This is a genomic window from Pseudomonas sp. 5Ae-yellow (assembly GCF_014077575.1).
Classification (GTDB): Bacteria; Pseudomonadota; Gammaproteobacteria; order Pseudomonadales; family Pseudomonadaceae; genus Halopseudomonas; species Halopseudomonas neustonica.
On the sequence record NZ_JACGWE010000005.1, the window covers coordinates 140,599 to 166,133 of the forward strand.

Annotated in this window: 26 protein-coding genes; 5 read left to right on the forward strand and 21 right to left on the reverse strand. The window is 58.4% G+C overall.

Annotated elements, in window-relative coordinates:
* Positions 1 to 242 precede the first annotated feature (242 nt).
* Positions 243 to 2,066: an ABC transporter transmembrane domain-containing protein gene (locus H4J77_RS05395; protein WP_182247391.1), complete on the forward strand. Its 1,824-nt coding sequence runs from the start codon at positions 243 to 245 to the stop codon at positions 2,064 to 2,066.
* 30 nt (positions 2,067 to 2,096) lie between these two features.
* Here the strand turns inward: H4J77_RS05395 and H4J77_RS05400 are convergent, their stop codons facing one another.
* A complete protein-coding gene (locus tag H4J77_RS05400; RefSeq protein WP_182247392.1) occupies positions 2,097 to 3,302 on the reverse strand; it encodes a glycoside hydrolase family 3 protein in 1,206 nt (401 codons plus the stop codon).
* Between the two features lie 67 nt (positions 3,303 to 3,369).
* On the reverse strand, positions 3,370 to 4,815 hold the full coding sequence (locus H4J77_RS05405) for an FAD-binding oxidoreductase (RefSeq protein WP_182247393.1): 1,446 nt from the start codon (positions 4,813 to 4,815) through the stop codon (positions 3,370 to 3,372).
* 47 nt (positions 4,816 to 4,862) lie between these two features.
* Between H4J77_RS05405 and H4J77_RS05410 the strand changes: the two genes are divergently transcribed.
* Positions 4,863 to 5,003, forward strand: a complete 141-nt coding sequence (locus H4J77_RS05410; protein WP_182247394.1) for a hypothetical protein — start codon at positions 4,863 to 4,865, stop codon at positions 5,001 to 5,003.
* A 40-nt stretch (positions 5,004 to 5,043) separates the two neighbouring features.
* Here H4J77_RS05410 and H4J77_RS05415 read toward each other — a convergent pair whose 3' ends face one another.
* The 9 genes from H4J77_RS05415 to ubiE all read right to left on the reverse strand — a co-directional run bounded on the left by H4J77_RS05415 (position 5,044) and on the right by ubiE (position 10,969).
* Entirely contained in the window at positions 5,044 to 5,751 is a 708-nt protein-coding gene (locus H4J77_RS05415; RefSeq protein WP_182247395.1) for a 16S rRNA (uracil(1498)-N(3))-methyltransferase, read from the reverse strand.
* A complete protein-coding gene (gene tatC, locus H4J77_RS05420) occupies positions 5,748 to 6,533 on the reverse strand; it encodes a twin-arginine translocase subunit TatC (protein ID WP_220469261.1) in 786 nt (261 codons plus the stop codon). The genes H4J77_RS05415 and tatC overlap by 4 nt, the downstream gene beginning before the upstream one ends.
* Complete coding sequence (gene tatB / locus H4J77_RS05425; RefSeq protein WP_123890025.1) at positions 6,520 to 6,900, reverse strand: Sec-independent protein translocase protein TatB; 381 nt, start codon at positions 6,898 to 6,900, stop codon at positions 6,520 to 6,522. Before tatB ends, tatC begins: the two co-directional genes overlap by 14 nt.
* 19 nt (positions 6,901 to 6,919) lie before the next feature.
* On the reverse strand, positions 6,920 to 7,150 hold the full coding sequence (gene tatA / locus H4J77_RS05430) for a twin-arginine translocase TatA/TatE family subunit (protein ID WP_123890027.1): 231 nt from the start codon (positions 7,148 to 7,150) through the stop codon (positions 6,920 to 6,922).
* Positions 7,151 to 7,175: 25 nt separating this feature from the next.
* Complete coding sequence (locus tag H4J77_RS05435) at positions 7,176 to 7,505, reverse strand: phosphoribosyl-ATP diphosphatase (RefSeq protein WP_123890029.1); 330 nt, start codon at positions 7,503 to 7,505, stop codon at positions 7,176 to 7,178.
* Between the two features lie 6 nt (positions 7,506 to 7,511).
* On the reverse strand, positions 7,512 to 7,925 hold the full coding sequence (gene hisI, locus H4J77_RS05440; RefSeq protein ID WP_182247397.1) for a phosphoribosyl-AMP cyclohydrolase: 414 nt from the start codon (positions 7,923 to 7,925) through the stop codon (positions 7,512 to 7,514).
* Between the two features lie 64 nt (positions 7,926 to 7,989).
* Positions 7,990 to 9,588, reverse strand: a complete 1,599-nt coding sequence (ubiB, locus tag H4J77_RS05445; RefSeq protein ID WP_182247399.1) for a ubiquinone biosynthesis regulatory protein kinase UbiB — start codon at positions 9,586 to 9,588, stop codon at positions 7,990 to 7,992.
* Positions 9,585 to 10,208: an SCP2 domain-containing protein gene (locus tag H4J77_RS05450; RefSeq protein ID WP_182247401.1), complete on the reverse strand. Its 624-nt coding sequence runs from the start codon at positions 10,206 to 10,208 to the stop codon at positions 9,585 to 9,587. The genes ubiB and H4J77_RS05450 overlap by 4 nt, the downstream gene beginning before the upstream one ends.
* Positions 10,208 to 10,969, reverse strand: coding sequence for a bifunctional demethylmenaquinone methyltransferase/2-methoxy-6-polyprenyl-1,4-benzoquinol methylase UbiE (gene ubiE / locus H4J77_RS05455; protein WP_123890036.1), 762 nt, complete (start codon positions 10,967 to 10,969; stop codon positions 10,208 to 10,210). Before ubiE ends, H4J77_RS05450 begins: the two co-directional genes overlap by 1 nt.
* A gap of 248 nt (positions 10,970 to 11,217) precedes the next feature.
* On the opposite strand from ubiE, the gene H4J77_RS05460 reads away from it, so the two are divergent.
* The 3 genes from H4J77_RS05460 to H4J77_RS05470 all read left to right on the forward strand — a co-directional run bounded on the left by H4J77_RS05460 (position 11,218) and on the right by H4J77_RS05470 (position 12,825).
* Positions 11,218 to 11,493 (forward strand): polyhydroxyalkanoic acid system family protein, encoded by a 276-nt coding sequence (locus H4J77_RS05460; RefSeq protein ID WP_123890038.1) that lies wholly within the window; start codon positions 11,218 to 11,220, stop codon positions 11,491 to 11,493.
* A gap of 114 nt (positions 11,494 to 11,607) precedes the next feature.
* Positions 11,608 to 12,021: a phasin family protein gene (locus H4J77_RS05465; RefSeq protein WP_182247403.1), complete on the forward strand. Its 414-nt coding sequence runs from the start codon at positions 11,608 to 11,610 to the stop codon at positions 12,019 to 12,021.
* Between the two features lie 21 nt (positions 12,022 to 12,042).
* Entirely contained in the window at positions 12,043 to 12,825 is a 783-nt protein-coding gene (locus tag H4J77_RS05470) for a phasin family protein (protein ID WP_182247405.1), read from the forward strand.
* 275 nt (positions 12,826 to 13,100) lie between these two features.
* Here the strand turns inward: H4J77_RS05470 and H4J77_RS05475 are convergent, their stop codons facing one another.
* The 10 genes from H4J77_RS05475 to H4J77_RS05520 all read right to left on the reverse strand — a co-directional run bounded on the left by H4J77_RS05475 (position 13,101) and on the right by H4J77_RS05520 (position 25,486).
* On the reverse strand, positions 13,101 to 13,715 hold the full coding sequence (locus H4J77_RS05475) for a TetR/AcrR family transcriptional regulator (RefSeq protein ID WP_123890044.1): 615 nt from the start codon (positions 13,713 to 13,715) through the stop codon (positions 13,101 to 13,103).
* A gap of 8 nt (positions 13,716 to 13,723) precedes the next feature.
* The gene (locus H4J77_RS05480; RefSeq protein WP_182247407.1) at positions 13,724 to 15,316 is read right to left on the reverse strand and encodes an alpha/beta hydrolase; all 1,593 of its coding nucleotides are present in this window, start codon (positions 15,314 to 15,316) and stop codon (positions 13,724 to 13,726) included.
* 151 nt (positions 15,317 to 15,467) lie between these two features.
* Positions 15,468 to 16,325: a poly(3-hydroxyalkanoate) depolymerase gene (gene phaZ, locus H4J77_RS05485; protein WP_123890048.1), complete on the reverse strand. Its 858-nt coding sequence runs from the start codon at positions 16,323 to 16,325 to the stop codon at positions 15,468 to 15,470.
* Between the two features lie 24 nt (positions 16,326 to 16,349).
* Positions 16,350 to 18,029, reverse strand: coding sequence for a class II poly(R)-hydroxyalkanoic acid synthase (phaC, locus tag H4J77_RS05490; protein WP_123890050.1), 1,680 nt, complete (start codon positions 18,027 to 18,029; stop codon positions 16,350 to 16,352).
* A 291-nt stretch (positions 18,030 to 18,320) separates the two neighbouring features.
* Positions 18,321 to 18,704, reverse strand: a complete 384-nt coding sequence (locus tag H4J77_RS05495; RefSeq protein WP_182247409.1) for a gamma-butyrobetaine hydroxylase-like domain-containing protein — start codon at positions 18,702 to 18,704, stop codon at positions 18,321 to 18,323.
* Positions 18,705 to 18,810: 106 nt separating this feature from the next.
* The gene (gene hslU, locus H4J77_RS05500) at positions 18,811 to 20,151 is read right to left on the reverse strand and encodes an HslU--HslV peptidase ATPase subunit (protein WP_123890054.1); all 1,341 of its coding nucleotides are present in this window, start codon (positions 20,149 to 20,151) and stop codon (positions 18,811 to 18,813) included.
* Positions 20,152 to 20,170: 19 nt separating this feature from the next.
* The gene (gene hslV / locus H4J77_RS05505; protein ID WP_123890056.1) at positions 20,171 to 20,701 is read right to left on the reverse strand and encodes an ATP-dependent protease subunit HslV; all 531 of its coding nucleotides are present in this window, start codon (positions 20,699 to 20,701) and stop codon (positions 20,171 to 20,173) included.
* A 152-nt stretch (positions 20,702 to 20,853) separates the two neighbouring features.
* Positions 20,854 to 21,441: an SPOR domain-containing protein gene (locus tag H4J77_RS05510; RefSeq protein ID WP_182247411.1), complete on the reverse strand. Its 588-nt coding sequence runs from the start codon at positions 21,439 to 21,441 to the stop codon at positions 20,854 to 20,856.
* Between the two features lie 5 nt (positions 21,442 to 21,446).
* On the reverse strand, positions 21,447 to 23,192 hold the full coding sequence (gene argS / locus H4J77_RS05515) for an arginine--tRNA ligase (protein ID WP_123890060.1): 1,746 nt from the start codon (positions 23,190 to 23,192) through the stop codon (positions 21,447 to 21,449).
* 77 nt (positions 23,193 to 23,269) lie between these two features.
* Positions 23,270 to 25,486 (reverse strand): primosomal protein N', encoded by a 2,217-nt coding sequence (locus tag H4J77_RS05520; RefSeq protein WP_182247413.1) that lies wholly within the window; start codon positions 25,484 to 25,486, stop codon positions 23,270 to 23,272.
* Positions 25,487 to 25,535: the final 49 nt, after the last annotated feature.

Consider the following 25,535-nt stretch of genomic DNA (forward strand, 5'->3'; position numbering starts at 1 on the left):
GATGAAGCCCGAATACAGTTTGATACTGCAGAAAGCTGTATTGCTTGCATTCATCCTGCGCGTATCGCCGTCGGTTACCGTGTTGTTGGCGACCAGCAGAAAAAGACACGGGTAAGGCCCCATGCTCACCATAGAGGTAGGTTGTGGCGCAGGCTGCCGGTGTTTCCGCTGTCGCAACGCCTTGGCTGAATCTCAGGTGGCGTATAGTAACGGCACTCATTCCCCCGTGGTGACCAGCCCCTATGAATACGCCGTTAAATGCCAACAGTGGAATAAGCACGCTGCTGCCTTTCTTTCGCCCTTATCGTCGCCAGATGGTGCTGGCGCTGATCGCCCTGGTGGTAACCGCCGGCACTATGCTGAGTTTGGGCAAGGGCGTGCAGTTTCTAATTGATCAGGGTCTGGCGTCTGGTTCCGAGGCGGGGCTGACGCAGGCGCTGATGATCTTCACCGGCCTGGTCTTTCTGCTCGGCGTTGGTAGTTTCTGTCGCTTCTATCTGGTTTCCTGGATTGGCGAGCGCGTGGTAGCGGACATTCGCAAAGCGGTGTTTGCGCATCTTCTGACCCTGTCGCCGTCGTTTTTTGAAGATAACTCGCCGAGTGAAATTCAATCGCGCATTACTGCAGATACCACCTTGCTGCAGAGCGTGATCGGTTCTTCTTTTTCGATTGCCTTGCGCAGCAGCCTGATGTTGGTCGGCGGGATTCTGTTTCTGCTGGTCATGCACTTTAAGCTGACGCTGATTTTGCTCGCCTGCGTACCTTTTGTGATCGCGCCCGTGGTGTATTTTGGGCGTCGCGTGCGGCGTTTATCCCGTGACAGTCAGGACGAGATTGCCAGTGTGGGGCGCTACCTGTCCCAGGCGTTGCGGCATATCAAGGTGGTGCAGGCCTTTACCCATGAGCAGCACGATATTCAGCGCTTCTCCAATACGGTAGATCGCGCCTTTGAGGTCAGCGTAAAACGTATTCAGCAGCGCTCCTGGCTGACGCTGGTGGTTATCCTGCTGTCGATGAGTGGCATTGGGGTGATGCTGTGGTTTGGCGGCAAGGACGTCATTTCCGGCGCTATGAGTGCCGGTGATCTGGCCAGCTTTCTGTTTTATTCCATTATTGTTGCCGGCGCCGTTGGCGCTATCTCTGAGGTGATGGGCGAGTTGCAGCGTGCAGCGGGTGCGGCTGAACGCATTATGGAATTGCTCAGTGCGCGCAGCGATATCGTCAGCGGTACGCTGGCGTTCCCGGCTGGGCAGCTTGGCGCTGTTGATCCGGGCGAGGAGGTGATTCGTTTTGAGCACGTTGAGTTTCGCTATCCCACACGCCCCGATCACGCTGCTTTGAAGAACCTGTCCTTCTCCATAAAGCAGGGCGAAATGCTGGCATTGGTGGGGCCTTCCGGTGCGGGCAAGTCGACCTTGTTCGAGTTATTGCTGCGCTTTTACGATCCACAGCAAGGCGCGATCTATGTGGCTGGGCACGACATCAGGCAATACGCATTGGCCGATTTGCGCCACGGCTTTGCGCTGGTCCCGCAGGAAACAGTGCTGTTCGACCAAAGTGTCGACGATAACCTGGGTTACGCCAATCGCAGCGCGAGCCAGCACGATATTCAACAGGCGGCCGAGCAAGCCAATGCCCACGAGTTCATTACCCGGTTGGATAAAGGCTATGAGACGCGCCTGGGCGAAGATGGCGTGCGGCTATCTGGCGGACAACGGCAGCGGGTCGCCATCGCGCGGGCCATTCTGAAAGCCGCACCGATTCTGTTGCTGGACGAAGCCACCAGCGCGCTGGATGCCGAGAGTGAGAACAAGGTCCAGGCAGCGCTTGAGCCGCTGATGAAAGGCAAAACCACGCTGGTTATCGCCCACCGGTTGGCCACAGTGCTGAATGCCGACCGGATTCTGGTATTGGATCAGGGCGAAATCATCGCCCAGGGCACTCATACAGAACTGCTTGAGAGCTGTGCTTTATATAAGCGATTGGCCGACTTGCAGTTTAGTCAGAACGAGATGGCGCTGACGGAACATCGCAGCGCAGCGAAGGCTGTGCACCCGCATGGATAGCGAGTAAACCGCTCGCTATCCATGCATTCGTTATTGGGTCTTTCTGTGCGCCTGAATGCATTCTACCGCTGCATAGTATTTCTCGTAGTCGTACGCGATTAGCAGGTAATCGATATCCGTTGAATAGGATTGAAAGACACTTTTGCAGAAGCCGCGGTTATAGGTGGCGCCCATTGTCAGGTCGTCGGTAACCAAGGGGTTGGTTATGCCTAGCTCTGATCTGATCAGGCCCTCCACGACCAAGCTGGAAGTGGATACCGGGTTGTCAGGGTCAATGGCCGTCAATATGACGTGCGATAACATCAGCCAGGACGAGGACGCCTGCGACAGTGCAATAAAGGGAACCCAGTCACTGGTTAAGAGCGTTGGCTTATCGGTCGTCAGACGAGCAGAAAAGTGGTGGGTGTCGTTCGGCACCCTTGCCAGTCCGGGGAAGTGCTTCAGCGTGGCGGTGATACCAGCGGCCTCCAGCCCCTGGATATAGGGCTTGGCGACCCGCACCACCTCTGTTGGAGCGGCGGATATAGCGCGGGTGGCAATGAGCGAGTGGAAATCCAGGGCACCGGGTGGGCCCTCGGGTTTTAGATCGACCACCGGACTGAAATTTACTGTTACGCCAATGTCTCGCAGGCCTAGTCCTTGTTTGTAGCCATAGAGGTAACTGGATTCGCTATCGGTTTGTACTGTCGCTAACGCAGGCTGGTGCGGCAACAGCGGCGACAGCCGCGACACGGGCCCGCCTTCCTGATCGGTAGTCACGATCAGAGGGGCGAGTCCGTGCTCGGCCCTGATCTGCTGAAGCTCGGCAACAAACGCGGTCAAGGATTGCCGTGTTTCGCCTTTAATATTGTGGCCGGTCAGGAAGACGCCGGCGATGTCGTTGGCGACCAGCTGCTTGATTTCGGCCTTGTCGTTAAAGCCGATAATCAGCCGGCGGTTGATCGTTGAATATTCCTCGCCGAGGTTGGCCCGGATCGCCTCTCGCGCCTGGCGGAAGCGGAGTTCTTCCACGCTGGCCGTGGTGACGAGTGTGATGGTGCATACCACCAATATGGCCTTTATTGCGCGACGGCGAATCCCCATTGCTGCGCCCAGAATGAAGAGTGCGAATACCAGGAAAAGCACATATTCGCTTTTTCTGATTGGCAGTAGGTGTGGGTCTTTCAAGTTCAGGCACCAGAGCACGCCAATACTCAGCAAAATGCCAGTTACTAGCATCAGAATACGTTGCTTCACGCAGACCTCTTTTTAAGTGCACGCGCCGTTGAGCGGATCAGTCGGGGGAAGATCATGGCAACCACAATCATGGAGCGCGCCTTGCGGTGTTACTGTCGCGGGCCAACTCGGCGGCCCAGGGTTGGCCAATGTAGTGGGAATAGAACAGGTTGTTGAACAGGCCTGTGGGGTCATACTGCTGCTTCACCTGCGCAAATTCGGTCCAGCCAGGATAGCTGCGTTGAAATTGTGCAAGGCTAGGGAAACGCTGATAGGCCAGGTAGTAAGAGCCGTTGTGTGCTTGTGCGCTATCGACCAGCGCGCGTGTCCAGTTTTGTGCGTGTTCTATCGCAGCGGGCTCCAGCCCCATGTTGATGTACAGCACGATGGCGATGCTGTCGTGTTGCCCATAGGGCAGCAGGTTGTCGTTGTTCTGCTTCAGGTAACGCAGCGTCACGCTCAAGAGGTTGACCTGGTGCTCCAGTAAAATAGCTTTCATAGCGTGCATGAAGGCTGGGAACTGGTCCAGTGGCACGAAATACTCCTGCAGAATGTCGGTATCCGTTTCGCTGTAATAGTCGAGGAAGTGGATCGGCGGGCGCATGGCATTGTTGCGCGATAACGTCACCGTTCTGTCCGTTCGATCCATTAGCGACTGCTGCAGTTGCCAGCGCAGCGCCTTGCCATAAGGGCTGCTGCGCGATAGATCAAATAGAATGGCGTTGCGGGTAATGTGCTGCTCCTCTTGCAGCGCCGCGTTACTGGCTGGCGCGTCGGTTGGAACGTAGTCGATCGAGAAACACTCCTCAAGAAAATCCTGGTTCCGGGCAATAGAGCAGCGACCGTAATGCAGCGCTAAGGTATCTGCGCTGTCTTTCAGGTGCGCAATGTAGCTTTGATAATCGACAGCTGTGACGGTTTTTTCCAGCATGAGATTGTCGACGAGCTGCAGCTTTGCTTCCAGGATGACGCCTAGCGCCCCGTAGCCGCCAATAATGGCGTAGAACAGGCGAGCATTTTGCTGTGGGCTGGCGCTGACGATCTTGCCGCTGGCTAACGCGACTTTGATGTCGACAACGGTGTCTATGATGGGGCCCAACTGGGTGTCCCGACCATGCGCGTTGGCGCTGAGCGTGCCGCCCACCGAAAATATATTGGACGACTGCATGACCGCCACCGCAAGCCGGTGGGGGTTGATGGCTTGCTGCACCTGCGCCCAGGTGGCACCGGCCTGCACCCGGACCGTTTTATCGGTTGGGTCTACATTAATCACCTGGTTGTAGGCGGTCATATCCAGCATGACCGCGTCCGGGTACAAAATATGCCCGCCCTGACTGTGCCGCGTACCGGCGATAACGACCTGCTGATCGTGTGCTCGCGCGTACTCGAGCGCAGATAGAATGTCTGCCTCACTAGTGACCTTGAATAGCTTGCTGATCTCTTCGCTGGCCAGGCGGCTGACGTCTTGCACGGGGTTTGCAAAGGACCCCAGGCTAAAAAAGAGTAATAGAGCGGTGCTGAAGATAGCGCGCATACGTTTCGTTCCGTGAAGCGAGTGTGTTGTCATCTGGCGGGCGTCGTGTGGGCAAGTATAAGGCGAACGTAGCCAATCAGCACATGCCGGTGCTTTTGGTTGGTCTGCAGGCTTCGTTATTGCGTTTGTCTGAGCAAGGAGACGCTGCCACTCCCAAGCGTATCGGTTTGGTCGCAGTCGCGCGCTGAAAAGTACAGATCAGTGAGCCATTCTAGGATGGGGGACGGGTTAGTACAGCCGCGCCAGCAACGCCGTAACGGCTGTTTCTACGCGCAGAATCCGCTCGCCCAATTGCACCGGCTGCATGCCGGCTTCCACCAGTTTCTCTACTTCGTAGGGAATCCAGCCGCCTTCGGGGCCGATGGCCAGGGTCAGCGGTTGGTCGATGCCGCGCGGACAGGCGGGATAGTCGCCTGGGTGGGCGACCAGGGCAAGCTGATTGTTGATCAGGCCGGGTAGGCTGTCTTCGACGAAGGGTTTGAAGCGTTTCTCGATGCGCACTGTGGGCAGCACGCTATCGCGCGCCTGTTCCAGACCGAGTAGCAGGTTTTCGCGGATCACGTCGGGCTGCAGAAAGGGCGTTTGCCAGAAGCTCTTTTCCACCCGGTAGCTGTTCAGCAGGATTATCTCGGGTACGCCCAGGGTGGCGCAGTGCTGCAGGATGCGGCGGAACATTTTTGGCCGTGGCATGGCCAGCAATAGGGTGAGCGGTAGTTTGGCTGGCGGCGGTGTGTCGAGTTGGATGCGCAGCTCGGCGTGATCCTGCTCAAGTGCAGTGACTTCACCCTGGCCCATCAACCCGTTGATGCGGCCAACGCGCAAGCTATCGCCCACGACGACCTGCTGGATGGCTTGCATGTGCGCCAGGCGGCGGCCGTTCAGGCGCACCTGGTGCTCATCGATAAAGTCGCGGTCTTCCAGCAGCAGCAGGTTCATGCTGCTGGCTTGTCTTGCTCTTCTTCCTGTTCGCCGCGAGGACGGGCGCGAACAAAGCGGCTGAACACAATGCCCACTTCATACAGCAGCCACATGGGCAACGCGAGCAGGGTCTGGGAGATAACGTCCGGCGGGGTCAACACCATGCCAACGGCGAAGCAGCCGACTACGACGTAGGGGCGCGCTTTGGTCAGTGATTGCACATCCACTACGCCAGCCAGTACCAGCAGCACGGTCGCAACGGGGATCTCGAAGGACAGACCAAAGGCCATGAACAGGGTGAGCACAAAGTCGAGGTAGCTGTTGATATCGGTCATCACCGCGACGCCTTCGGGCGCGGCGCTGGTGAAGAAGCCGAAGACCAGCGGAAAGACCACAAAGTAGGCGAAGGCCATACCGCTGTAGAACAGGATAATGCTGGACGCCAGTAGCGGCACTGCCAGGCGCTTCTCGTGCTTGTACAGACCGGGGGCGATGAAGCTCCAGATCTGATGCAGCACAAAGGGCATGGCCAGGAACAGGGCGCTGATCAGCGTGAGCTTGAATGGCGTCAGAAAGGGTGAGGCTACGTCGGTGGCAATCATGCTTGTGCCAGCGGGCATCAGCGCGCGCAATGGCTCAGAGACGAAGCTGTAGATGTCATTGGCAAAGTAAAACAGCGCGGCAAAGATCACCAGCCAGATGCAGACGATACGCAGTAGGCGCGAACGCAGTTCGGTCAGGTGCGCGACCAGCGGCATATCGGCACCGGTCTTGCCGGAGGGGAGGTTAGGGTTGCTCATGGCGGGGTGCTTGCTGGTCATCGGGTTCTTCTGCGGCGGAGTCGACAGGCGTCTGCGTAGTCTGCTGCGTTTGCGTGACGCTTTGTTGACCGGCAGGTTTCACATTGCTGTTACTTTTGGCCGGGCTGCCGCCATTCAGGCCGCTTTTTTCCAGCTCGGCCATGATGCGCTCGTTGTTCAGCTGCTGACGGATTTCATCGGCGCCAATCTCACGCTCAACCTGATTGCGCACGTCGGAGAAGCCGCGCTTGATTCGGCCGATGGTCAGGCTTACGGTGCGAATAGCACCGGGGAGCCGTTCCGGGCCGAGTACCAGCAGGGCGAGTACCGCCACCACCAGCATTTCCAGAAAGCCGATGTCGAACATGGGTCAGGACCTGTTGAGGTTACGGCTTGGACTGAGTGTCCTGTTTGTGCTCTTCGGCTTTGGCATCCAGGGTTTCGCCTGGCTTGCTCTCCACCGAGGGCTTTTCATCGTCATTCATGGACTTGCGAAAGCCCTTGATGGCGTCGCCCAGGTCACCGCCGATGTTTTTCAGACGCTTGGTACCGAACAGCAAAATGACGATCGCCAGAACGATCAACAGTTGCCACAGACTGATTCCACCAAAACCCATTACAACCTCCGGGGCTTAGCCCTGCTTATTGGGAGCGCGACGCTTTCTCTTCCAGACCGGACAGATCAAAGCGGCGTTCAAGTTCCTTGAGTATGTCATCCGGGCCAAGGCCTAGGTGACTGAGCATGACCAGTGAATGGAACCACAGGTCAGCGGTTTCGTAGATCAAATCGGACTTGTCGTCGCTATGCTGACAGTCCTTGGCGGCGAGCAGTGTTTCAGTGCACTCCTCACCCACCTTTTCGAGAATCTTGTTCAGGCCCTTGGCGTGCAGGCTGGCGACGTAGGAGCTGTCAGCGGCGGCTTGTTTGCGTTGTTCCAGCACTACGGCCAGTTGGCTTAGGGTATCAGACATGCTGGGTTACTCTTTCGGATTCTTGTATAAGTCGGCCGGATCTTTTATCACCGCATCCACGGTGTGCCACTCGCCATCTTTGAGTACCCGGTAGAAACAGCTCTGACGGCCAGTATGACAGGCAATGCCGCCGATCTGCTCTACCTGCAGGATGATGACATCGGCGTCGCAGTCCAGTCGCAGTTCGTGTAGTCGCTGCACATTGCCGGATTCTTCGCCCTTGCGCCACAGGCGCTGGCGCGAGCGCGACCAGTAAATGCCGCGGCCTTCCTGCACCGTCAGCTGCAGGGCTTCGCGGTTCATCCAGGCCACCATGAGCACACGCTGGGTGTGCACATCCTGGGCTATCGCGGGTACCAGCCCGTCAGCATCCCATTTGATGTTGTCGAGCCAGTCGCTGTTTGAGGCGGTATCAGTCATGGTCTGTCGTCTATCGGTGTCTATCTGCCAAGTGGGCAAGTGTGCCAGTTCTGGTGGTTGCTGACTACGCGCGGCGCAGAATCAGCCAGCCCCCGACGGCGATTAACACCCATTGTGCCGGCGCTGCATTGAGCCACAAGTTGGGATCGCCGCCGAGCGTGCTGCTGCCCAGTACCAGCAGAGCAATACCGGCTACCCGCAGGGCCCAGCGATTACGCTGTGGTTCCGGCGGGCGCTCGACTGGCCGTTCGGCAATGTTTTGCAGCGCCTTGTGGGTGGTCTCGATCAGCGCGGGCACCCGCTCCAGATGCTGCTGCCAAACCTTGGCCTGATGCTGCGGCAACATGCGCTCGCGCATCCAGCGCTCAAGATAGGGCTGAGCCGTGGTCCATAGGTCGAGGTCGGGGTACAGCTGACGGCCCAGGCCTTCGATGTTCAACAGGGTTTTTTGCAACAGCACCAGCTGCGGCTGCACTTCCATCTGGAAGCGACGGGCGGTCTGGAACAGACGCAGGAGCAATTGACCAAAGGAAATCTCGCTCAGTGGCCGCTCAAAGATGGGCTCACAGACGCTGCGAATGGCGGCTTCAAATTCGTTGACGCGGGTGTCGGCGGGAATCCAGCCGGAGTCGATATGCAGCTGGGCCACGCGGCGGTAATCGCGATTAAAGAACGCCATCAGGTTGCGCGCCAGATAGCTCTGATCTTCCGGCGTGAGGCTGCCGACAATGCCGAAGTCGATGGCGATGTACTGTGGTTCCCACGGATGGGCGCGCGAAATAAAGATATTGCCGGGGTGCATGTCGGCGTGGAAGAAGCTGTCGCGAAATACCTGGGTGAAGAAAATCTCGACGCCACGCTCGGCCAGCTTTTTCATGTCGGTGCGCTGATCGGCGAGTGCCGCCAGGTCAGTCACCGGAATGCCGCTGATGCGTTCCATAACCAGCACTTTGTGGCGGCACCAGTTCCAGTACACCTTGGGGATATACAGGGATTCGGAGCCTTCAAAATTGCGGCGCAGCTGCGAGGCGTTGGCGGCTTCGCGGTGTAGATCGAGTTCATCAAAAATGGTGCGCTCGTAGTCTTCAACTACCTCCACCGGGCGCAGACGGCGGCCTTCGGCGGAGACGCGCTCCAACGCGCGGGCGGCTAGGTACAGCCATTGAATGTCCTGATCGATCACTTCGCCAATCGCCGGACGCACTACTTTGACTACTACCTCAGTGCCGTCATGCAGGCGTGCCGCATGCACTTGCGCGACGGACGCGGAGGCCAGGGCTTCATCGCTGAATTCGGCAAACACCGATTCGATGCTCTGCCCCAGCTGCTCTTCTATGCGCGCGCGGGCCTTGTCAGCCGGGAAAGGCGGCACTTTGTCCTGCAGGAAGGCCAGCTCTAGTGCGATATCGTCGGGCATGAGATCGCGGCGAGTGGACAGGATCTGACCAAACTTGATGAAGACCGGCCCCAGGTCTTCGCAGGCCATGCGTAGACGGGCACCGCGGCTGAGTTGCTTGGGTGCGGGGCGCAGACGCCAGGGACCGAGCTTGAGGCCCAAACGGGCCAGCAAGGGCAGCGGCAACTCCAGCAAGATCTGGTCAAGCCGGTAGCGGGCGAAGATGTGCAGGATGCGCAGCAGGCGCGTAAAGGCAGTCAGTCTCATGCGTCTGGTGTATCCGGATCAGTTGGGTTTAGCAGGGCAACGCGGGCTTCGAGCCGGTCAAGCTGTAGGCGCATCTCGTGGAGTAGCTCGGCGCTGGCACGAGCCTCGGCCTTGCCCACCAACTGGCGGCTTTCTTCGGTCAGGTATTCGCCCAACGTCAGGCGCAAACTCTCGCGGCTGTCTTTGCCCCATTGGTGACTGCGGCGTAGCAGGCTGCCAATGGCATGCGCTGGCACCGGGCCAAGCCAGCGCTGGAGCTCGGCTTCGCCGTCCAGCTTGAGATCGCTGATGATATTTTGCAGCGTAATCAGCACCTGGCTGTCACCCGTGAGTGCCAGCTCGGGGTCTTGCATCAGCGCTTTGCGGTCGCTGCTGATCAGTAGCTTGGCCAGTACCGCGCTCGGTGCGCTGAGTTGGCAATCCGCATCGCCGGTATGCTCGGCCAGCAACTGGATGCTACCCGCTGTGGGTAACAGATAGAGTTGCCAAGCCGGTTCGCGCGCGGTGATCAGGATCACTTTGCCACTCAGCGCGCCGAGCCGTGTGGCTGTCAGCGCGTCGCGTTTCAGCGCGGCTTCCATGCTGCGCTGCGCGGCGGTCAGCAACGCGGCGGGTAACATCAGGGCTTGATCCCGCGATGTAGTGCCACGATGCCGCCGGTCATGTTGTGATAGGTCACGCGGGCAAAACCGGCTTCGACCATCATCGCCTTGAGGGTTTCCTGATCCGGATGCATGCGGATCGACTCAGCCAAATAGCGATAGCTCTCGGCATCATTGGCCACCAGTTTGCCCATAAATGGCAGCAGCTTGAAGCTGTACTGATCGTAGGCTTTGGAGAGCAGTTCACTCTTGGGCTTGGAAAACTCCAGGATCAGCAAGCGCCCGCCTGGCTTGAGTACCCGCAGCATGGATGCGATGGCTGCATCTTTGTGGGTTACGTTGCGCAGACCAAAGGCGATGGTAATGCAATCAAAGTAATTATCGGGGAAGGGCAGCGCCTCGGCATCGGCCTGCACAAAACGCACATTCCCGGCTACACCCAGATCCAGCAGGCGATCGCGGCCTACTTTCAACATGGACGCGTTGATGTCAGCGAGGATGACTTCGCCCTCAGGCCCAACACGCTTGGCAAAGCGGCGCGTCAGATCACCGGTACCGCCGGCGATATCCAGCACGCGATTACCGGGGCGCACACCGGACAGCTCAATGGTGAAGCGTTTCCAGATCCGGTGAATACCGCCGGACATCAGATCATTCATGATGTCGTACTTGGCGGCTACCGAATGAAATACCTCGGCGACGCGCTGCGCCTTCTCGGATTCGGCAACGGTTTGGAAGCCAAAGTGGGTGGTGTTATCGGAGTTCTGTTTATCGCTCATGAAATCAGTCTGCCCTGGCAAAATCAGGCCCCATTCTAACCACTTTTTCCGGCCCGGCGGTGAATTAGCAAGCTGTTGAAAATCTACCGCTTGTATCCATGCAGTCGTCGCCTACGTTTTTCAACGGCTTGTTAGCGGTGCGGCTTGCCGCCGCTGCTACTGCATGTGACGCAATTGTTGGGATGACGTTCCGCAGGCTTTGCGGCATGCTAGGCAATCACTTATTTGAAAAACCCATGGAGCAGCCGATGGCGACCGTAGACATTACCCGCGAGCACAATCTGGGCAAGGAAAAAGCCAAGGAACAGGCGCAGCTGCTGGCCGACAAGCTGGCGCAAAAGCTGGATGCCAAATGTGCCTGGCAGGGCGACGTCTTGACCTTTAAGCGCAGTGGCGCTGACGGCACGGTCCATGTGTCGGACTCGGATGTGCGCGTGGTGGTCAAACTGGGCCTGATGCTCACACCGATGGCGGGCATGGTGAAAGGCGAGATCGATAAGGCGCTGCAAAAATATTTGGCCTGATTTTGCCGTTGTCCGGTTTTTAGTATGTCTTTTCTAATTCCGAAGCGTAGCTTGCAGATCAAGGATCGGTAATCGGTCCATCGCAGTATCACCAATTGATCAGGAGTTACCAACATGGCCAAGACTACTACCGCTAAGAAAATCGAAGACAACGCCACTACCTTCGCCAACGACGTGAAGAGCTACGCTCACCAGATCTGGTTGGCAGGCCTTGGCGCTTACGCCAAAGCTGGCAAGGAAGGCGCTGACTACTTCAAGAAGCTGGTTACTGAAGGCGAAGCTGTAGAGAAGCAGGGTAAGGAAATTGTCTCCACCCAGGTTGACGCAGCTAATAGCCGTATCGAGTCCTTCAAGGAAAAGGTACAGGAAAAAACCGGCGGCCGTTTCAGCAAGGTAGAAGAAGTGTTCGACGAGCGCGTTGCTTCTACTTTGGGTCGTATGGGTATCCCGAGTAAGAAGGACATTGACCAGCTGTCTGCTAAGCTTGATGATCTGAGTGCTGCACTCAAGTCACTGCAAAGCAAGTAACGGTCAAAAAGGAGTTGCTCCATGGCGGGTAAGAAGAAGGATAAGGACCCTGGTTGGGTTGCCGATATCGAAAGTTACTCACGTCAGATCTGGTTAGCTGGCTTGGGTGCTTATGCCAAGGTCGGTAAAGAGGGCGTTAAGCTCTTTGAAAATCTGATCAAGGACGGCGAAGTAGCCGAGAAGAAAGCCAAGGCAGAGATCGACAAACAGGTCGATACCCTGAAAGGCAAAGCCAAGGCCAGCAAGAGCCCACTCGATGAGGCGAAATCCAAGGCTGACAAAGCCAAGGGTCGCTTAACCGGTAAGTGGAGTGAGCTGGAAGAAGCCTTCGACAAGCGCCTCAACAGCGCTGTCGCCCGCCTCGGAGTGCCCTCGCAGTCTGAGGTCAAAGCACTTAACAGCAAGGTTGATGAACTGACCAAGCTGATTGAGCAAATGACGTCAGGCAAGGCGCCGGCTGCCAAAGCGGCGCCCAAGGCCAAGCCACGCGCTGCAGCGACTAAACCCGCTGCCGCCGCGACGACAGCAGCCAGTAAGCCAGCGGCCAAGCCTGCTGCCAAGCGTACGACTGCAGCCAAGCCAGCGGCTAAAAAGCCCGCTGCCAAGGCAACGTCAAGCGCCAGCAGCACCACGGCAGCCAAGCCAGCTACCGCACGCAAGGCACCGGCCAAACCTCGGGCAGCAGCAAAGCCCAAGGCGCCCGCCAAGCCTAAGGCGACGCCCACTGCTGTGAAAGCAGCAGAACCGGCAGCGCCAGCCGCACCGGCATCAACGCCGGCGGCGACCAAGCCTAGCGAGTCTTGATTCGATAGGTTGCGATAGCAGTAAATAGAACCCCGAACAGTGTTGCTGTTCGGGGTTTTTTATTGGGCTCTAGTTGGTTTCGGCCGTTTCCTCTGAGTAATATTTGGTAGGCAACTATTTGTATAAGTGCGGGTTCGTAGGCGGCGGTGAAGCTGTCCATGAGAGTTTTCGCCTCTAGGCGAAAAGCATAAAAAATAAACACTTACGAAGCCTGTACGAATCACAAATTTGCACGTCTTGCTGTTGAGTAATATCTAAGACAGCCAAACCGAGCCTCAACTATATCGATCGATCAACGCCTGCATCCACTCCTCGGTTTCCTCATCCAGATAAGGCAACAACAACCCCAACACCTGCTGCACCCCGGCCGCCGGATCAGGCTGCTCAACCGCAACAATGCGCTGATAGTCCAGCCAGAACAGACAGGTCTGGCAGACGGCATCCAGCAAGCGCTGCATCCCTTCATCGTTGCAGTGAAGGTGCTCGGCGGCGCGCATCATCAGCAGGATATGCGCGAGGCATTGCCGCAGCTGATGCAGCCAGGCCTGCATTGCATGGCGAATGAAGGGGTAGCGGCTCATCAGGTTGGAGAGGTCTTGAAACAGGAAGCGGTAGGTGGCAATGGCCTCAAACAGCAAGTGCAGGAGTAGCCAGAGGTCTTCCGGTGAGACCTCATCCGGATCGTCTGCGGGGCTTAGCAGGCTGCGGGTGCTGAGCAGAAAGTCGTCGATCAGGACCTCCAGCAACGCCTCTTTGCCCTTGAAGTGGTAGTAGAGATTGCCGGGGCTGATATCCAGCTCGTTAGCCATATCCAGCGTGGTGACGTTCGGCTCGCCCTGTTCGTTGAATAGCTCCAAAGCGCAGAGCAGGATACGGTCACGGGTTTTCATGGTATTCCTCAGAGCTGGTGAACGTAGCGTCCGGGCGCAGGGCCCAGGTCTGCGTCCAGAATCGGGGTGATGGCCGGCTGCAGCGCACCGCTGTGGGATTTCAGCCAGTCGGTCCAGGCTGGCCACCAACTGCCCTCTGTGTCGGTCGCGTTGCTCTGCCAGCTCTGCGGCTGGGTATCGTTTGTTACTGGCCCGCTGTAATAGCCCGCGCGCGGCTGTCCGGGCGGGCACAGCAGCCCTTGGATATGACCACCGCGACAGAGGGTGAAGATGCGGTCGCCACCGAGCCGTTGCGCGGGAAAGGCGTTGTGCCAGGGCACTATGTGATCGTGCTCGGCAGCCAGGTGCCAGCTTGGTAGCGCCAAGCTCTGACAATCAATCATCTCGCCGTTTATCTGCAGGCTACCGGGGTGGCTGAGGGGGTCGCGTTGCAGCAGGTCGAGCAGATCTTCGACCAACTGAGCGGGCAGGCGGGTGTTGTCGTGGCTCCAGGTGCTGACCGGGCTGGTGGTCAGCTCGCGGCCTAGCGCGTAGCGTTCAATGGCCGGCGCCCAGAGCAACTGCTCGGGTTTCATCCAGGTAAACAGGCTACCCATACTGCGCTCATCTAGGTAGCCCTGACGCCACACCTGACGTCTGAGCTGTTGCTGCGTGGCGCTGCCGGTCAGGCGGTGAATATCCGTCTGCAAGCGAGTGTCCAGCGGTGTAACCAATAGGCTGAGTGCGCTAAGGCAGTCAGCTTCACCGTGGGTTTGCAGCCAACTGGCGAGGAGACTGGCAATCAGGCCGCCGGAGCAGACGCCCATCAGGCTGGCCTGGCTGCTGGCGCTGGTTGCCAATACGCTGCCAAGCGCGGCGCGGCTCGCTTTTACATAGTGCCCGAGCCCCCAGTTGCAGTGGCTGGGATTGGGGTTGCGCCAGCTGATCAGGTAGACCGATATACCCTGACTCAGGGCGTGTTGTACCAGGCTGGTTTCAGGGGTCAGGTCGAGCAGGTAATAGCGATTGATCGGCGGTGGAATAATCAGCAAAGGGCGGCTGTGCTGCTCTGCGGTCAGCGGCGCGTAATGAATCAGCTCGTAGCTGGGTTGGCGTTGGATAATGGTCCCGCAGCTTGGCGCCAGTTCGTGACCTATGCGATAGGTGCTGTCAGGTTCAGGCATGGCCAGTGGGCGCGCGGTAAGCCGGTCGGTCAGCAGGTGCGCCACCCCGCGACATAAATTGCCGCCGCCGCTGTGTCGGGTGGCGTCGAGAATGTCGGGGTTGAACGGGCTGTTGGATGGCGCGCTGGCCGCGCTCAGCTGGGCCAGTAACCAGCGCAGGTTGGCGCGCTCGGACTCATCGACATCAAGGCCATTGAGCCATTCCTGCAAGGGGGTCTGCCATGCCTGCCAAAGTTGCAGCAAGCGGCGCTGCAGCGGGCGTTGCCAGCCTGCATGCTGAAAGCGTTTATCGTGGGCTAGCGCATCGCTATCGAGTCGTCCCTGCAGTGCCAGGAGGCTCAAGCGGGTAACACGACACAGATATTGCTGGTGATGGCGCGGTTGCGCGAGGGTGGTGCGCAACAGGGCGAGAAGACTCCGGGACAGATCCGCGTTCATGGATCCTGCGAGTGATTGTCCTTGGGGTCTTGCGCGCATCCAGGGGTTCCGGTCCAGATGGTGACTCGTTAGTCTGCAGTCTACCGCAAAGGCTGGCAGGTACCAGCCCCAGCGCCAGGCAGCGGTTCGCCTTTGTGAGCTAGCGCCTATTTCAGCCCTTCACCAAGGCACTGGGTGTTTGGCGAATCACCGCAGGCTGCTTCTCTTCCGAGAGGAAGGTCATAATCAGCGGTGCAACGCTCTGCGCACGGGTAATCAGAAACAGGTGCCCGTCATCAATGATGTGTAGTTCGGAATTGGGGATGCGCCACGCTAGCAGGCGCATATTGACCAGCGGGATCAGCGGATCATCATCGCCCGCCAGAATCAGCGTTGGCTGGCGAATTTTGTGCAGCCAGTGAATGCTGGTCCAGCCGAGACCGGCAAACAGCTGCCAGTAGTACCCCAGCTTGCCGGATGAACGCACCTTGTTGGCATGATTCTCCGCCAGATGCGGGTCGCGGCGGAAGGCACCACCGTAGATGTCCGGCGCGATTTTTACCCCGTGCGATGGCTGGATGTAGCGACGCGGGCTGGCCATCTTCAACAGCACTTTAGGCCTGCCCGGCACCATGACAGCGCCCGCAGAGGTGGCTGCCAGGATCAGCTTCTTGCAGCGCTCGGGGTAGCTGTAGGCAAACTGCTGAGCCAGTGCGCCACCCCAGGAGACACCAATGACGTTGACCTGCGAGTAGTCGAGGTAGTCCAGCATGCGCGCGGCCAGCTTGGCCAGTCCGGGAAAACGAAAGGGGGTAGCCGGCGTAGATGAACCGCCCACGCCGGGCACGTCAAAGGCAATGACTTCCAGCTCCGGGTCCAGAGCTGCAACGAAGGGAAACACCAGTTCCAGGTTGGCGCCGATACCGTTGAATATCAGCAGCGGAGGCAAGCTGCTGTTACCAGGCCGAACGGCAGTACGCAGGTACTGACCGTCCAGCTCAATGGTGCGAAAAATATAGTTCTGCGGCATGGGCGCTTCCCGTAAAGACGCGTATTAGCGTTCGTGAACGTAGGTGCCGGGAGCTGGTTCCAGCGCCGGGTACTCGTCATTGCCCAGGATTGCCGGTGCTGCTTTGCGCTTGCCACCGCGCGCATGCAGCCAGTCACGCCAATGCTGCCACCAGGAGTCGGATTGCTTGGTCGCCGTTTCCAGCCACTTTTTCGAATCGTCGCTCATCTCGCTATTGGTAAAGAAGCGAGCCTTGGGGTTACCGGGCGGATTCAGAATACTCTGAATATGACCGCTGGATGACAATACAAACTCACATTTACCACCCAGTAGTTGCGCTGACTTGAAGCAGGCTTCCCATGGCGTGATGTGATCGTTCAGACCGGCGATCACGTAGTAGTCGCTCTTGACCTGTTTGAGATCAATCGGTGTGCCGCAGACTTCCAGTGCGCCGGGGCGGGTCAGCGGGTTGGACTTGAACATTTCCAGGAACTCGCCATGCAGTGCGGCGGGCAGGCGCGTGGTGTCGTTGTTCCAGAACAGGATATCGAATACCGGTGGCTCGTTCCCCAGCAGGTAGTTATTGACCCAGTAGTTCCAGACCAGATCGTTGGGGCGCATCCAGGCAAATATCTTGGCCATGTCACGACCCTCCAGCACGCCATGCTGGTAGGACATACGCCGTGCCGCCTCAATAGAGCGTTCGTCGGCAAAGAGCGCGACCTGGGTCTTGATTTGCGTATCCAGCACGCTGACCAGCAGGGTGAAGGAGTGCACTTTCTTCTCTTTCAGCGCGGCATAGTGGCCCAATAGAGAGACAGTGGTGATACCGCCGGAACAGGCGCCGAGCATACTGACGTCTTTGCTGCCGGTGATCTTGAGAATGACGTCGATGGCTTCCTTGAGCGCTTCGATATAGGTGCTCAGGCCCCATTCTCGGTGTGCCTTGGTCGGGTTACGCCAGCTGACCACAAAGGTCTGCATATGGCTGACCGACAGGTAGCGCGCCAGACTTTTTTCCGGCGACAAGTCGAAGACATAGAACTTGTTGATCTGCGGCGGCACGACCAGCACCGGACGCTCGTAGACTTCTTCGGTCAGTGGTTTGTACTGGATCAGCTCCAGCACTTCATTGCGGAAGACCACCGAGCCCTTGGTGATGGCGAGGTTCCCGCCGACCTCAAAGGCATTCATGTTGACCTGGCTGGGCATGCCGCCGTTATGGGCAATGTCCTGCGCCAGATGGGTCAGACCGTCTAGCAGGCTTTTGCCGCCGGTCTCGAAAAAGCGTTTTAGTGCCGCCGGGTTGAGTGCGGTATTGGTTGGCGACATGGCCTCTGTCATCAGGGCAATGACAAATTGCGCACGGCTAACATCCTGCTCAGCCAGATCGGCAGTACTTATCCAGGTGTTGAGCTCTTTGCGCCAGGCCAGATAGGTTTGCATGTAGCGCCGGTAAACCGGGTTCTGATTCCAGGTCGGATCAGCAAAGCGCCGATCTTCCGGCGCGGGCGCAATCTCCGAGCGGCCGATCATCACATCCTTTACCGCAAGACCCAGGCGACCGATATGCTTAAGGCTGTGTACCGGCTGTTTAACGGTCTGGCGCATGACCATGCGTGCGGTACTGATCAAGTCGCGAGTAGGAACACCGATAACCGGGTTGGGGCCGAGGATGCTTTCACTCGTTTTTTGACTCAAATCGTCATTTATTTTATTACCCATTTTCAAAGCTCCAATCTGAGGCAGGGAAGCCAGTGCGGTGGATCATCAGCAAGTAGTCATATCTGGCTTCTGGTGTCGCACCCTTGAGACAACTTAGCACGAGGGTCAGAGGCTGTTAAGAAAACTATTTAAAAACCATCGCACGTTTTTTTTGGTCGTTTGACGATATCCCGGGAAGCTTTACAAGCATGTGATATGCCAACAATTAGGATGTTGGCGGAGGCGAGAGTTGGGCGTTGCGTGGATGCCCTGTGCTAGAGCATTGCGAGGGAAAAAGCAGTGATATAGAGCTTAGGGTAAGAGTCGTATAGCTGAGGTGTGCGGGTCGCGCGAGGCACCGGCAGTGTGCAGTTGATCCAGATAGTGCTGCCAACGGGTCTCCTGTTCGGTGGCGAGCTGGTAGAGGTAGGCCCAGGTATAAAGGCCGCTGTCATGGCCATCGTCAAAGACCAATTTCAGCGCATAACGCCCGGCGGTCTCGACGCCGGTCAGGCCAACTTCCTGCTTGCCGGTTTGCAGAATGGGCTGGCCGTGCCCACGCACTTCCGCAGAAGGCGAGAGCACCCGCAGGTATTCCGCCGGCAAGACAAACTCGCGGCCATCGGCGTAACCCAGCCGCAGGCTGCGAGAGGTTTTTTGCAGTTGGATGGTGGTGGGTATTGGAGCAATTGGCATCAAAACTATCCTGTCGAAGCTAGAAGCTAGAAGCTAGAAGCTAGAAGCGGGCGGTGATGTGGGCACGGCCCGCTCGTGGCTTCCAGCTTCGCGCTTACGGCTGGGTTTAGAGAATATAGCGTGACAGATCTTCGTTAACCGCCAGCTCACCCAGGTGCTTGTCGACATAAGCCGCATCAATCATCAGGGGCTCTTCGGTATGCTTGGATGCCAGGTCGCCAGCGCTGAAGGAGACTTCTTCCAGCAGGCGTTCGAGTACCGTATGCAGGCGACGAGCACCGATATTCTCGGTTTTCTCATTGACCTGCCAGGCAATTTCAGCCAAGCGGGAGATGGCATCTTTACTGAACTCGATGTTCAGCTCCTCGGTCTTCATCAAGGCACGGTACTGCTCGGTTAGAGAGGCATCCGGTTCGGTGAGAATGCGCTCGAAGTCACCGGGTGTCAGTGATTGCAGCTCGACGCGGATCGGCAAACGACCTTGCAGCTCGGGAATCAGATCTGACGGCTTGGTCAGGTGGAAAGCACCCGATGCGATGAAAAGGATATGGTCGGTTTTGACCATGCCGAACTTGGTGTTCACCGTGCAGCCTTCAATCAGCGGCAGCAGGTCGCGCTGCACGCCTTCGCGTGATACATCGGCACCGCCGCCGCTATCACCGCGCTTGCTGACCTTGTCGATCTCGTCGATAAAGACAATCCCGTTTTGCTCGACGGCTTCAATGGCGCGGCCCTTGAGCTCGTCTTCGTTGACCATCTTGGCGGCTTCTTCGTCGCGTACCAGCTTGAGCGCTTCCTTCACCTTGAGGGTGCGGGATTTCTTCTTATCCTTACCCAGGTTCGAGAACATGTTCTGCAGCTGGCTGGTCATCTCTTCCATACCGGGCGGCGTCATGATTTCTACGCCCATCGGCGCTTCGGAAACCTCGATCTCGATGTCCTTGTCGTCCAGCTCACCTTCGCGCAGACGTTTGCGGAATAGCTGGCGCGTGCTGTTTTCTGCGCGCTCGGGCTGATCGCCGGTGGCTTGGCGAGCCGGTGGCAGCAGGGCATCAAGAATGCGCTCTTCTGCGGCGTCTTCAGCGCGGAAGCGCACTTTGACCATTTCCTGCTCGCGCAGCAGCTTGAGTGCAGCGTCGATCAGGTCGCGGATGATGGATTCAACATCGCGGCCAACATAGCCCACTTCGGTGAACTTGGTCGCTTCGACTTTGATGAAAGGTGCTTGGGCCAGCTTGGCCAGGCGGCGGGCAATTTCGGTTTTACCGACACCGGTCGGGCCTATCATCAAGATGTTTTTAGGCGTGACTTCGGCGCGCAGCTCATCGGGCAGCTGCTGGCGGCGCCAGCGATTGCGCAGGGCTATGGCAACGGCGCGCTTGGCGTCCTGCTGGCCAATGATATGGCGGTCCAGTTCATGGACAATCTCGCGTGGGGTCATGGACATGCTTGTGCTTCCGGGCGCCTCAGGTATTGGCGTCCAGCTCCTCGATTGTCTGGTTGTGGTTGGTATAGATGCATATCTCACCGGCGATACCCAAACTGGATTCGACGATGTCGCGAGCGGACATCTCGGTATGGCGCAACAGTGCCGTAGCCGAGGCTTGAGCGAAAGGTCCGCCAGAACCAATGGCAATCAACCCGTGCTCGGGTTCGATCACGTCCCCGTTACCGGTAATGATCAGGGATGCATCTTTGTTGGCCACAGCCAACAGGGCTTCAAGTTTGCGCAGCGCACGATCGGTGCGCCAGTCCTTGGCCAACTCAACAGCGGCACGGACCAGGTTGCCCTGGTGTTTTTCCAGCTGCGCTTCAAAGCGCTCGAACAGTGTGAAAGCGTCGGCGGTGCCGCCGGCGAAACCAGCGATAACCTGGTCTTTATAAAGGCGACGTACCTTGCGAGCATTGCCCTTCATGACGGTATTGCCGAGGGAGACCTGGCCGTCGCCACCGATCACGACCTTGCCGTGTCGACGGACGGATACGATTGTAGTCACGCGCAACTCCTGGTTGGCTGTGGAAAATAGGAGGCAACAAGCTGCCTGAAAACTATCTGGGGGCTAGCGAGGGGATTTCAAGGCAAGGCGGTGGTGCGAGGTGTCTACTCAGCCCGAACGCGTTAAATCATCCGGGCTGAGATTGGTAGTGATTAGCGCGAGCGTTGTTGTGGCAGCAGGTTCTGGAAGCCGTTACCGCTGAGGGTGCTCTGCGCCTGGTCGAGGCTGTCCTTGTTGTTGAATGGTCCTACCTGTACGCGATGCCAGGTCTGGCCGTCGTTGAGTTTGGCGCTCTCCAGGTGTACGTCCAGGCCGAGCAACAAGATCTGTGCGCGCACGCGATCAGCGTCGGCCTTTTGCTTGAAGGAGCCAGCCTGCAGGTAGTAACGCGCGGTACTCTCGGCGCTAGCTTCCGGCGTTTTTTCCGGTTCAGGCGGTGTTTCTACCTTGCCGGTATTCTCCGGGACTATTACCTCTGACTCGGGCAGCAGGGTATAGAAGTCATAACGCGGCTTTTCTGGCTGCTCAGGCCTGACCGCCGCATTGTTGCTTGGCTTGGGTGGCGCAGGGCTGCGTTTGACGTTGTCGTGACCTGGTTCCAGCTGGAACAGGAAAGCCACGAACAAGCCGATCACCAGTCCGCTGACCAGCCATAGCCAGCCGGGAATGCCTTTGCGCTTGCTGGCGGATTGCGCGCGGCTGGCGCCGCGACGGGGGGCTGCTTTGCGTCCTTTAGCCATGCGTCTTACATGCGCTCCAATGTGTTGATACCAAGTAGGGTGAGGCCTTGCTGCAGCGTACGCCCGGTCAATGCGGCGAGGCGCAGGCGGCTGTCACGCTGGGCCTGGTTGTCGGCTGCCAGAATCGGGCACTGCTCGTAAAAGCTGGAGAAGCGGCCGGCCAGCTCGTACAGGTAATGGCAGAGTACGTGGGGAGTACCCTCGCGGGCAACATAGTTGAGGGTGTTGCCGAATTGCGCCAGATGCGCGCCCAGCTCAACCTCGTTCGGCGCTTCCAGCACCAGCGGTGCCAGGTCGTCCAGCTGGCTCATGGGCCGCTCCAGTTTACGGAACACGCTGGCGACACGGGTATAGGCATACATCAGGTAGGGCGCGGTGTTGCCTTCAAAGCTGAGCATCTGATCAAAATTGAAGCTGTAATCGCTGCTGCGATGCTTGGACAGGTCGGCATATTTCACCGCGCCGATACCAACGGCGGCAGCAATCTCGCGCAGTTCACTGGCAGGTAACTCGGGATTCTTTTCGGCGACCAGTGTGTGGGCGCGTTGCTCGGCCTCATCAAGCAGGTCGATCAGTTTGATAGTGCCGCCGTCGCGGGTTTTGAACGGGCGGCCATCGGCGCCATTCATGGTGCCAAAGCCCATGTGCTCAAGTTGCATGTCGGCGGGCACGAAGCCTGCCTTGCGGGCGACGGCAAACACCTGCTGAAAGTGCAGTGCCTGACGCTGGTCGACAAAGTAGAGCACGCGGTCGGCGTGTAGCTGCGAGTAGCGATAACGCATGGCCGCTAGATCAGTGGTGGCGTACAGGTAACCGCCACCCGCCTTCTGCACTATCACGGGCAGGGGCTTGTCTTCACTGTTTTTGAACTCATCGAGGAATACGCACTGCGCGCCTTCGCTTTCGGTTATCAGGCCTGCTGCACGCAGGTCGCTGACGATACCGGCGAGTTGGTCGTTATAGGCGCTTTCGCCGCGCACGTCGGCGGGAGTGAGGCTCACACCCAGGCGGTCGTAGACAGCCTGGCAGTGGCCGAGGGAAATCTGGTTGAAGCGGTTCCACAGAGCCAGACACTCGGGGTCGCCAGCCTGCAGTTGCACGACGCGCTCACGCGCGCGGTTGGCGAACTCGGCGCTTTCATCAAAGCGTTTCTTCGCCTGGCGATAGAAGTTCTCAAGATCGCCCAGCTCGGCCTCGGCTTCAACCGGGTTCTCTTCCATAAAGGCCAGCAACATACCGAACTGGGTACCCCAGTCGCCAACGTGGTTCTGGCGGATCACGGTGTGGCCGAGATACTCCAGTACATGGGCAACGGCATCACCGATGATGGATGAGCGCAGGTGACCAACGTGCATTTCCTTGGCCAGGTTGGGCGCGGAGTAATCCACCACCACGGTTTGCGTGTCGCCGGCGGCGCGCGCGCTCAGTCGGTCGTCGTCCAGTGCGGCTTGCAGTTGTGCGGCAAGCCAGCCGCTGTCCTGGAAAAAGTTGATGAAGCCGGGGCCAGCGATGTTTACGCTGGAGACAGCCTGGTGCGCGGGCAGTGCCGCAACGATTTTATCTGCCAGGTCGCGCGGCTTCATTTTGGCTGGTTTGGCCAGCATCATTGCCAGATTGCTGGCGAAGTCGCCATGCGTCTTGTCGCGGGCGGTCTCCACCTGAATATTGGGATTGATGTCGGCTGGCAGTACGCCTTCGTTCTTGAGTGATTCGACGGCGGTGGCCAGAAGCTGGCTGATCAGGTTCTTCATTTAATGGAGTATCCGGCAGGTGCCTAGTGAAAACCCGACATTATCCGTGCTAACGGGCACATTGCCAAATGTTCAGCTCAGAACATGTCCAACGGATCTATATCAATCGACCAGCGCACCCGACGTGACTCCGGGTGCTGCTCCAGGATAGGCAGTAGCAGATGCACTACCTGGTGCAAGGTGGAGCGCTGGGCTGCCTGCAACAGCAGTTGCGCGCGGTAGCGGCCGGCACGTCTTTCCATGGGCGAGGGCACCGGGCCCAGCAGGTCGATCTCGTCGAGTTGATGTTGAGCTACTAATTGCTCTGCTTGCTGCAGGGCCTCTTCCAGAAACTGGTTGGCGGCGTAGGCGTTATTGGCCTCAGCGCGCAGCAGCGCCATGAAACGGTAGGGCGGTAGCTGTGAGACGGCGCGCTCGGCCAGTTCGCGCTTGGCAATGGCGGCATAGTCCTGCTCGGTCAGCTCGATCAGCAGTGGATGCTCGGCCATATGGGTTTGAATAATGACTTGGCCTGGTTTCTCGGCGCGGCCAGCGCGACCGGCGACCTGGGTGATCATCTGCGCCATGCGTTCCGGGCCGCGGAAGTCAGCTGAGAACAACCCGCCGTCGGCATCCAGAATGGCGACCAGAGTGACGTCCGGAAAATGATGCCCTTTGGCGAGCATCTGGGTGCCGACCAGGATGCATGGTTGCGCACTCTGGATGGTCTCCATCATCTGCTGCATGGCCTTTTTGCGGCTCATGCTCTCGCGGTCGATACGCAACACCGGAAAATCCGGGAAACGCTCATTCAGGTACTCTTCGGTTCGCTCGGTACCGGCGCCTAGCGGGCGCAGGTCGGTGCCCTGGCATTTGGGGCAGTGCTTATCTAGCGGCCGCTGGCTGTTGCAGTGATGACAATGCAGGTGTGCCGGTGACTGGTGCACCGTCATTCGTGCATCGCAGCGCTTGCACTCGGCGATCCAGCCGCAGTCATGGCACATCAGGGTGGGGGCAAAGCCGCGCCGGTTGATGAAAACCAGGACCTGATTGCCTTTATTCAGGTGGTCGCCAATCAGCAGGGTAAGGGGGCGTGATAAGCCGCCTTCCAGTGGGCGACTGCGTATATCCAGGCACTGAAAGCTCGGCGGCTTGGCGTTGCCGGCGCGTTGGCTCAGGCGCAATAGCTGATAGCGGCCCTGCTCGACGTTATGCAGGCTTTCCAGCGAGGGCGTGGCCGAGCCCAGAATAATGGCAACATCTTCCAGGTGAGCGCGGTACACAGCCAGATCACGCGCGTTGTAGCGCAGCCCTTCCTGCTGCTTATACGACAGATCGTGCTCTTCATCGACGATGATCAGCCCAGGGCGCGCGAGCGGAGTGAAAATGGCCGAGCGGGTCCCAATGACGATACCGGCCTCGCCTTCGCGGGCAGCGATCCAGGCGTCGAGTCGTTCACGGTCGTTGAGGCCCGAGTGCAAAATCACTACCGGGGCACTGAAACGCTGTTGGAAGCGCTCAAGGGTTTGTGGCGTCAGGCCGATCTCGGGAATCAGTACCAGGGCCTGATGGCCGCTGCGCAGGCACTGCTCAATAGCCTGCAGATATACTTCGGTCTTGCCGCTGCCGGTCACGCCTTCCAGCAACCAGGCGTTAAAACCGGTTTTACCAAGAATCGCATCCAGCGCGGCTTGCTGCTCGTCATTGGCCGTTAGCGGAGCCTGCCGTAATAAAGGAAGCGGTTCGGCGACGTGGTGCGGTGACTGCTCTATCCGCTGCACCAGGCCCTTTTCTTCCAGTGCCTCCAGCGCGGCGCGGTTAAGCCCCCACTGCGAAATCAGGGCGTGCGATAGGCCATGCGGATGTTGGGCCAATACCTGCACGGCCTGCTTCTGCTTGGGCGCGCGCTGGATGGCCGGGTGCTCCGGATAGGCGCCCGGCAGCAGTTGCCATAGTCGATCCTGACGCGCCAGTGCGGGCTCACCCTGGCGTAAGAGCACCGGCAGCGCCACATTCAGCGTATCGCCCAAGCCATGCTGATAGTAGCGTGCTGTCCACAGGCACAGCTTCCACATGCTCGCCGGCAATAGCGGCGCGGTGTCGATCAGCGCTTCGGCCGGCTTGAGTTTGCCGCTTGGCACCTTTGTGTGCTCGCTCAATCCGGCAATCACGCCGATCATTGATCGTCGACCAAAGGGCACTCGCACCCGCTGACCAACCCGCAGCTGCTCATGCGCTACACCCTCAGGTGCCTGATAGTCGAACAGGCGCCGCAGGGGCGAGGGCAGGGCAACTTGCAGGATCAGTGGTGGCACGTAGCAGACTCCGTTTAGCAGAGGCCCATGTTACCACCGCCATCGAAAA

Excerpts from the sequence above, each read along its gene's own strand:
- H4J77_RS05395 (WP_182247391.1), top strand. The coding sequence starts at position 243 with ATGAATACGCCGTTAAATGCCAACAGTGGAATAAGCACGCTGCTGCCT.
- H4J77_RS05405 (WP_182247393.1), bottom strand. The coding sequence starts at position 4,815 with ATGCGCGCTATCTTCAGCACCGCTCTATTACTCTTTTTTAGCCTGGGG.
- H4J77_RS05415 (WP_182247395.1), bottom strand. The coding sequence starts at position 5,751 with ATGAACCTGCTGCTGCTGGAAGACCGCGACTTTATCGATGAGCACCAG.
- tatC (WP_220469261.1), bottom strand. The coding sequence starts at position 6,533 with ATGAGCAACCCTAACCTCCCCTCCGGCAAGACCGGTGCCGATATGCCG.
- tatB (WP_123890025.1), bottom strand. The coding sequence starts at position 6,900 with ATGTTCGACATCGGCTTTCTGGAAATGCTGGTGGTGGCGGTACTCGCC.
- tatA (WP_123890027.1), bottom strand. The coding sequence starts at position 7,150 with ATGGGTTTTGGTGGAATCAGTCTGTGGCAACTGTTGATCGTTCTGGCG.
- H4J77_RS05435 (WP_123890029.1), bottom strand. The coding sequence starts at position 7,505 with ATGTCTGATACCCTAAGCCAACTGGCCGTAGTGCTGGAACAACGCAAA.
- hisI (WP_182247397.1), bottom strand. The coding sequence starts at position 7,925 with ATGACTGATACCGCCTCAAACAGCGACTGGCTCGACAACATCAAATGG.
- ubiB (WP_182247399.1), bottom strand. The coding sequence starts at position 9,588 with ATGAGACTGACTGCCTTTACGCGCCTGCTGCGCATCCTGCACATCTTC.
- H4J77_RS05450 (WP_182247401.1), bottom strand. The coding sequence starts at position 10,208 with ATGTTACCCGCCGCGTTGCTGACCGCCGCGCAGCGCAGCATGGAAGCC.
- ubiE (WP_123890036.1), bottom strand. The coding sequence starts at position 10,969 with ATGAGCGATAAACAGAACTCCGATAACACCACCCACTTTGGCTTCCAA.
- H4J77_RS05460 (WP_123890038.1), top strand. The coding sequence starts at position 11,218 with ATGGCGACCGTAGACATTACCCGCGAGCACAATCTGGGCAAGGAAAAA.
- H4J77_RS05465 (WP_182247403.1), top strand. The coding sequence starts at position 11,608 with ATGGCCAAGACTACTACCGCTAAGAAAATCGAAGACAACGCCACTACC.
- H4J77_RS05470 (WP_182247405.1), top strand. The coding sequence starts at position 12,043 with ATGGCGGGTAAGAAGAAGGATAAGGACCCTGGTTGGGTTGCCGATATC.
- H4J77_RS05475 (WP_123890044.1), bottom strand. The coding sequence starts at position 13,715 with ATGAAAACCCGTGACCGTATCCTGCTCTGCGCTTTGGAGCTATTCAAC.
- H4J77_RS05480 (WP_182247407.1), bottom strand. The coding sequence starts at position 15,316 with ATGAACGCGGATCTGTCCCGGAGTCTTCTCGCCCTGTTGCGCACCACC.
- phaZ (WP_123890048.1), bottom strand. The coding sequence starts at position 16,325 with ATGCCGCAGAACTATATTTTTCGCACCATTGAGCTGGACGGTCAGTAC.
- phaC (WP_123890050.1), bottom strand. The coding sequence starts at position 18,029 with ATGGGTAATAAAATAAATGACGATTTGAGTCAAAAAACGAGTGAAAGC.
- H4J77_RS05495 (WP_182247409.1), bottom strand. The coding sequence starts at position 18,704 with ATGCCAATTGCTCCAATACCCACCACCATCCAACTGCAAAAAACCTCT.
- hslU (WP_123890054.1), bottom strand. The coding sequence starts at position 20,151 with ATGTCCATGACCCCACGCGAGATTGTCCATGAACTGGACCGCCATATC.
- H4J77_RS05510 (WP_182247411.1), bottom strand. The coding sequence starts at position 21,441 with ATGGCTAAAGGACGCAAAGCAGCCCCCCGTCGCGGCGCCAGCCGCGCG.
- argS (WP_123890060.1), bottom strand. The coding sequence starts at position 23,192 with ATGAAGAACCTGATCAGCCAGCTTCTGGCCACCGCCGTCGAATCACTC.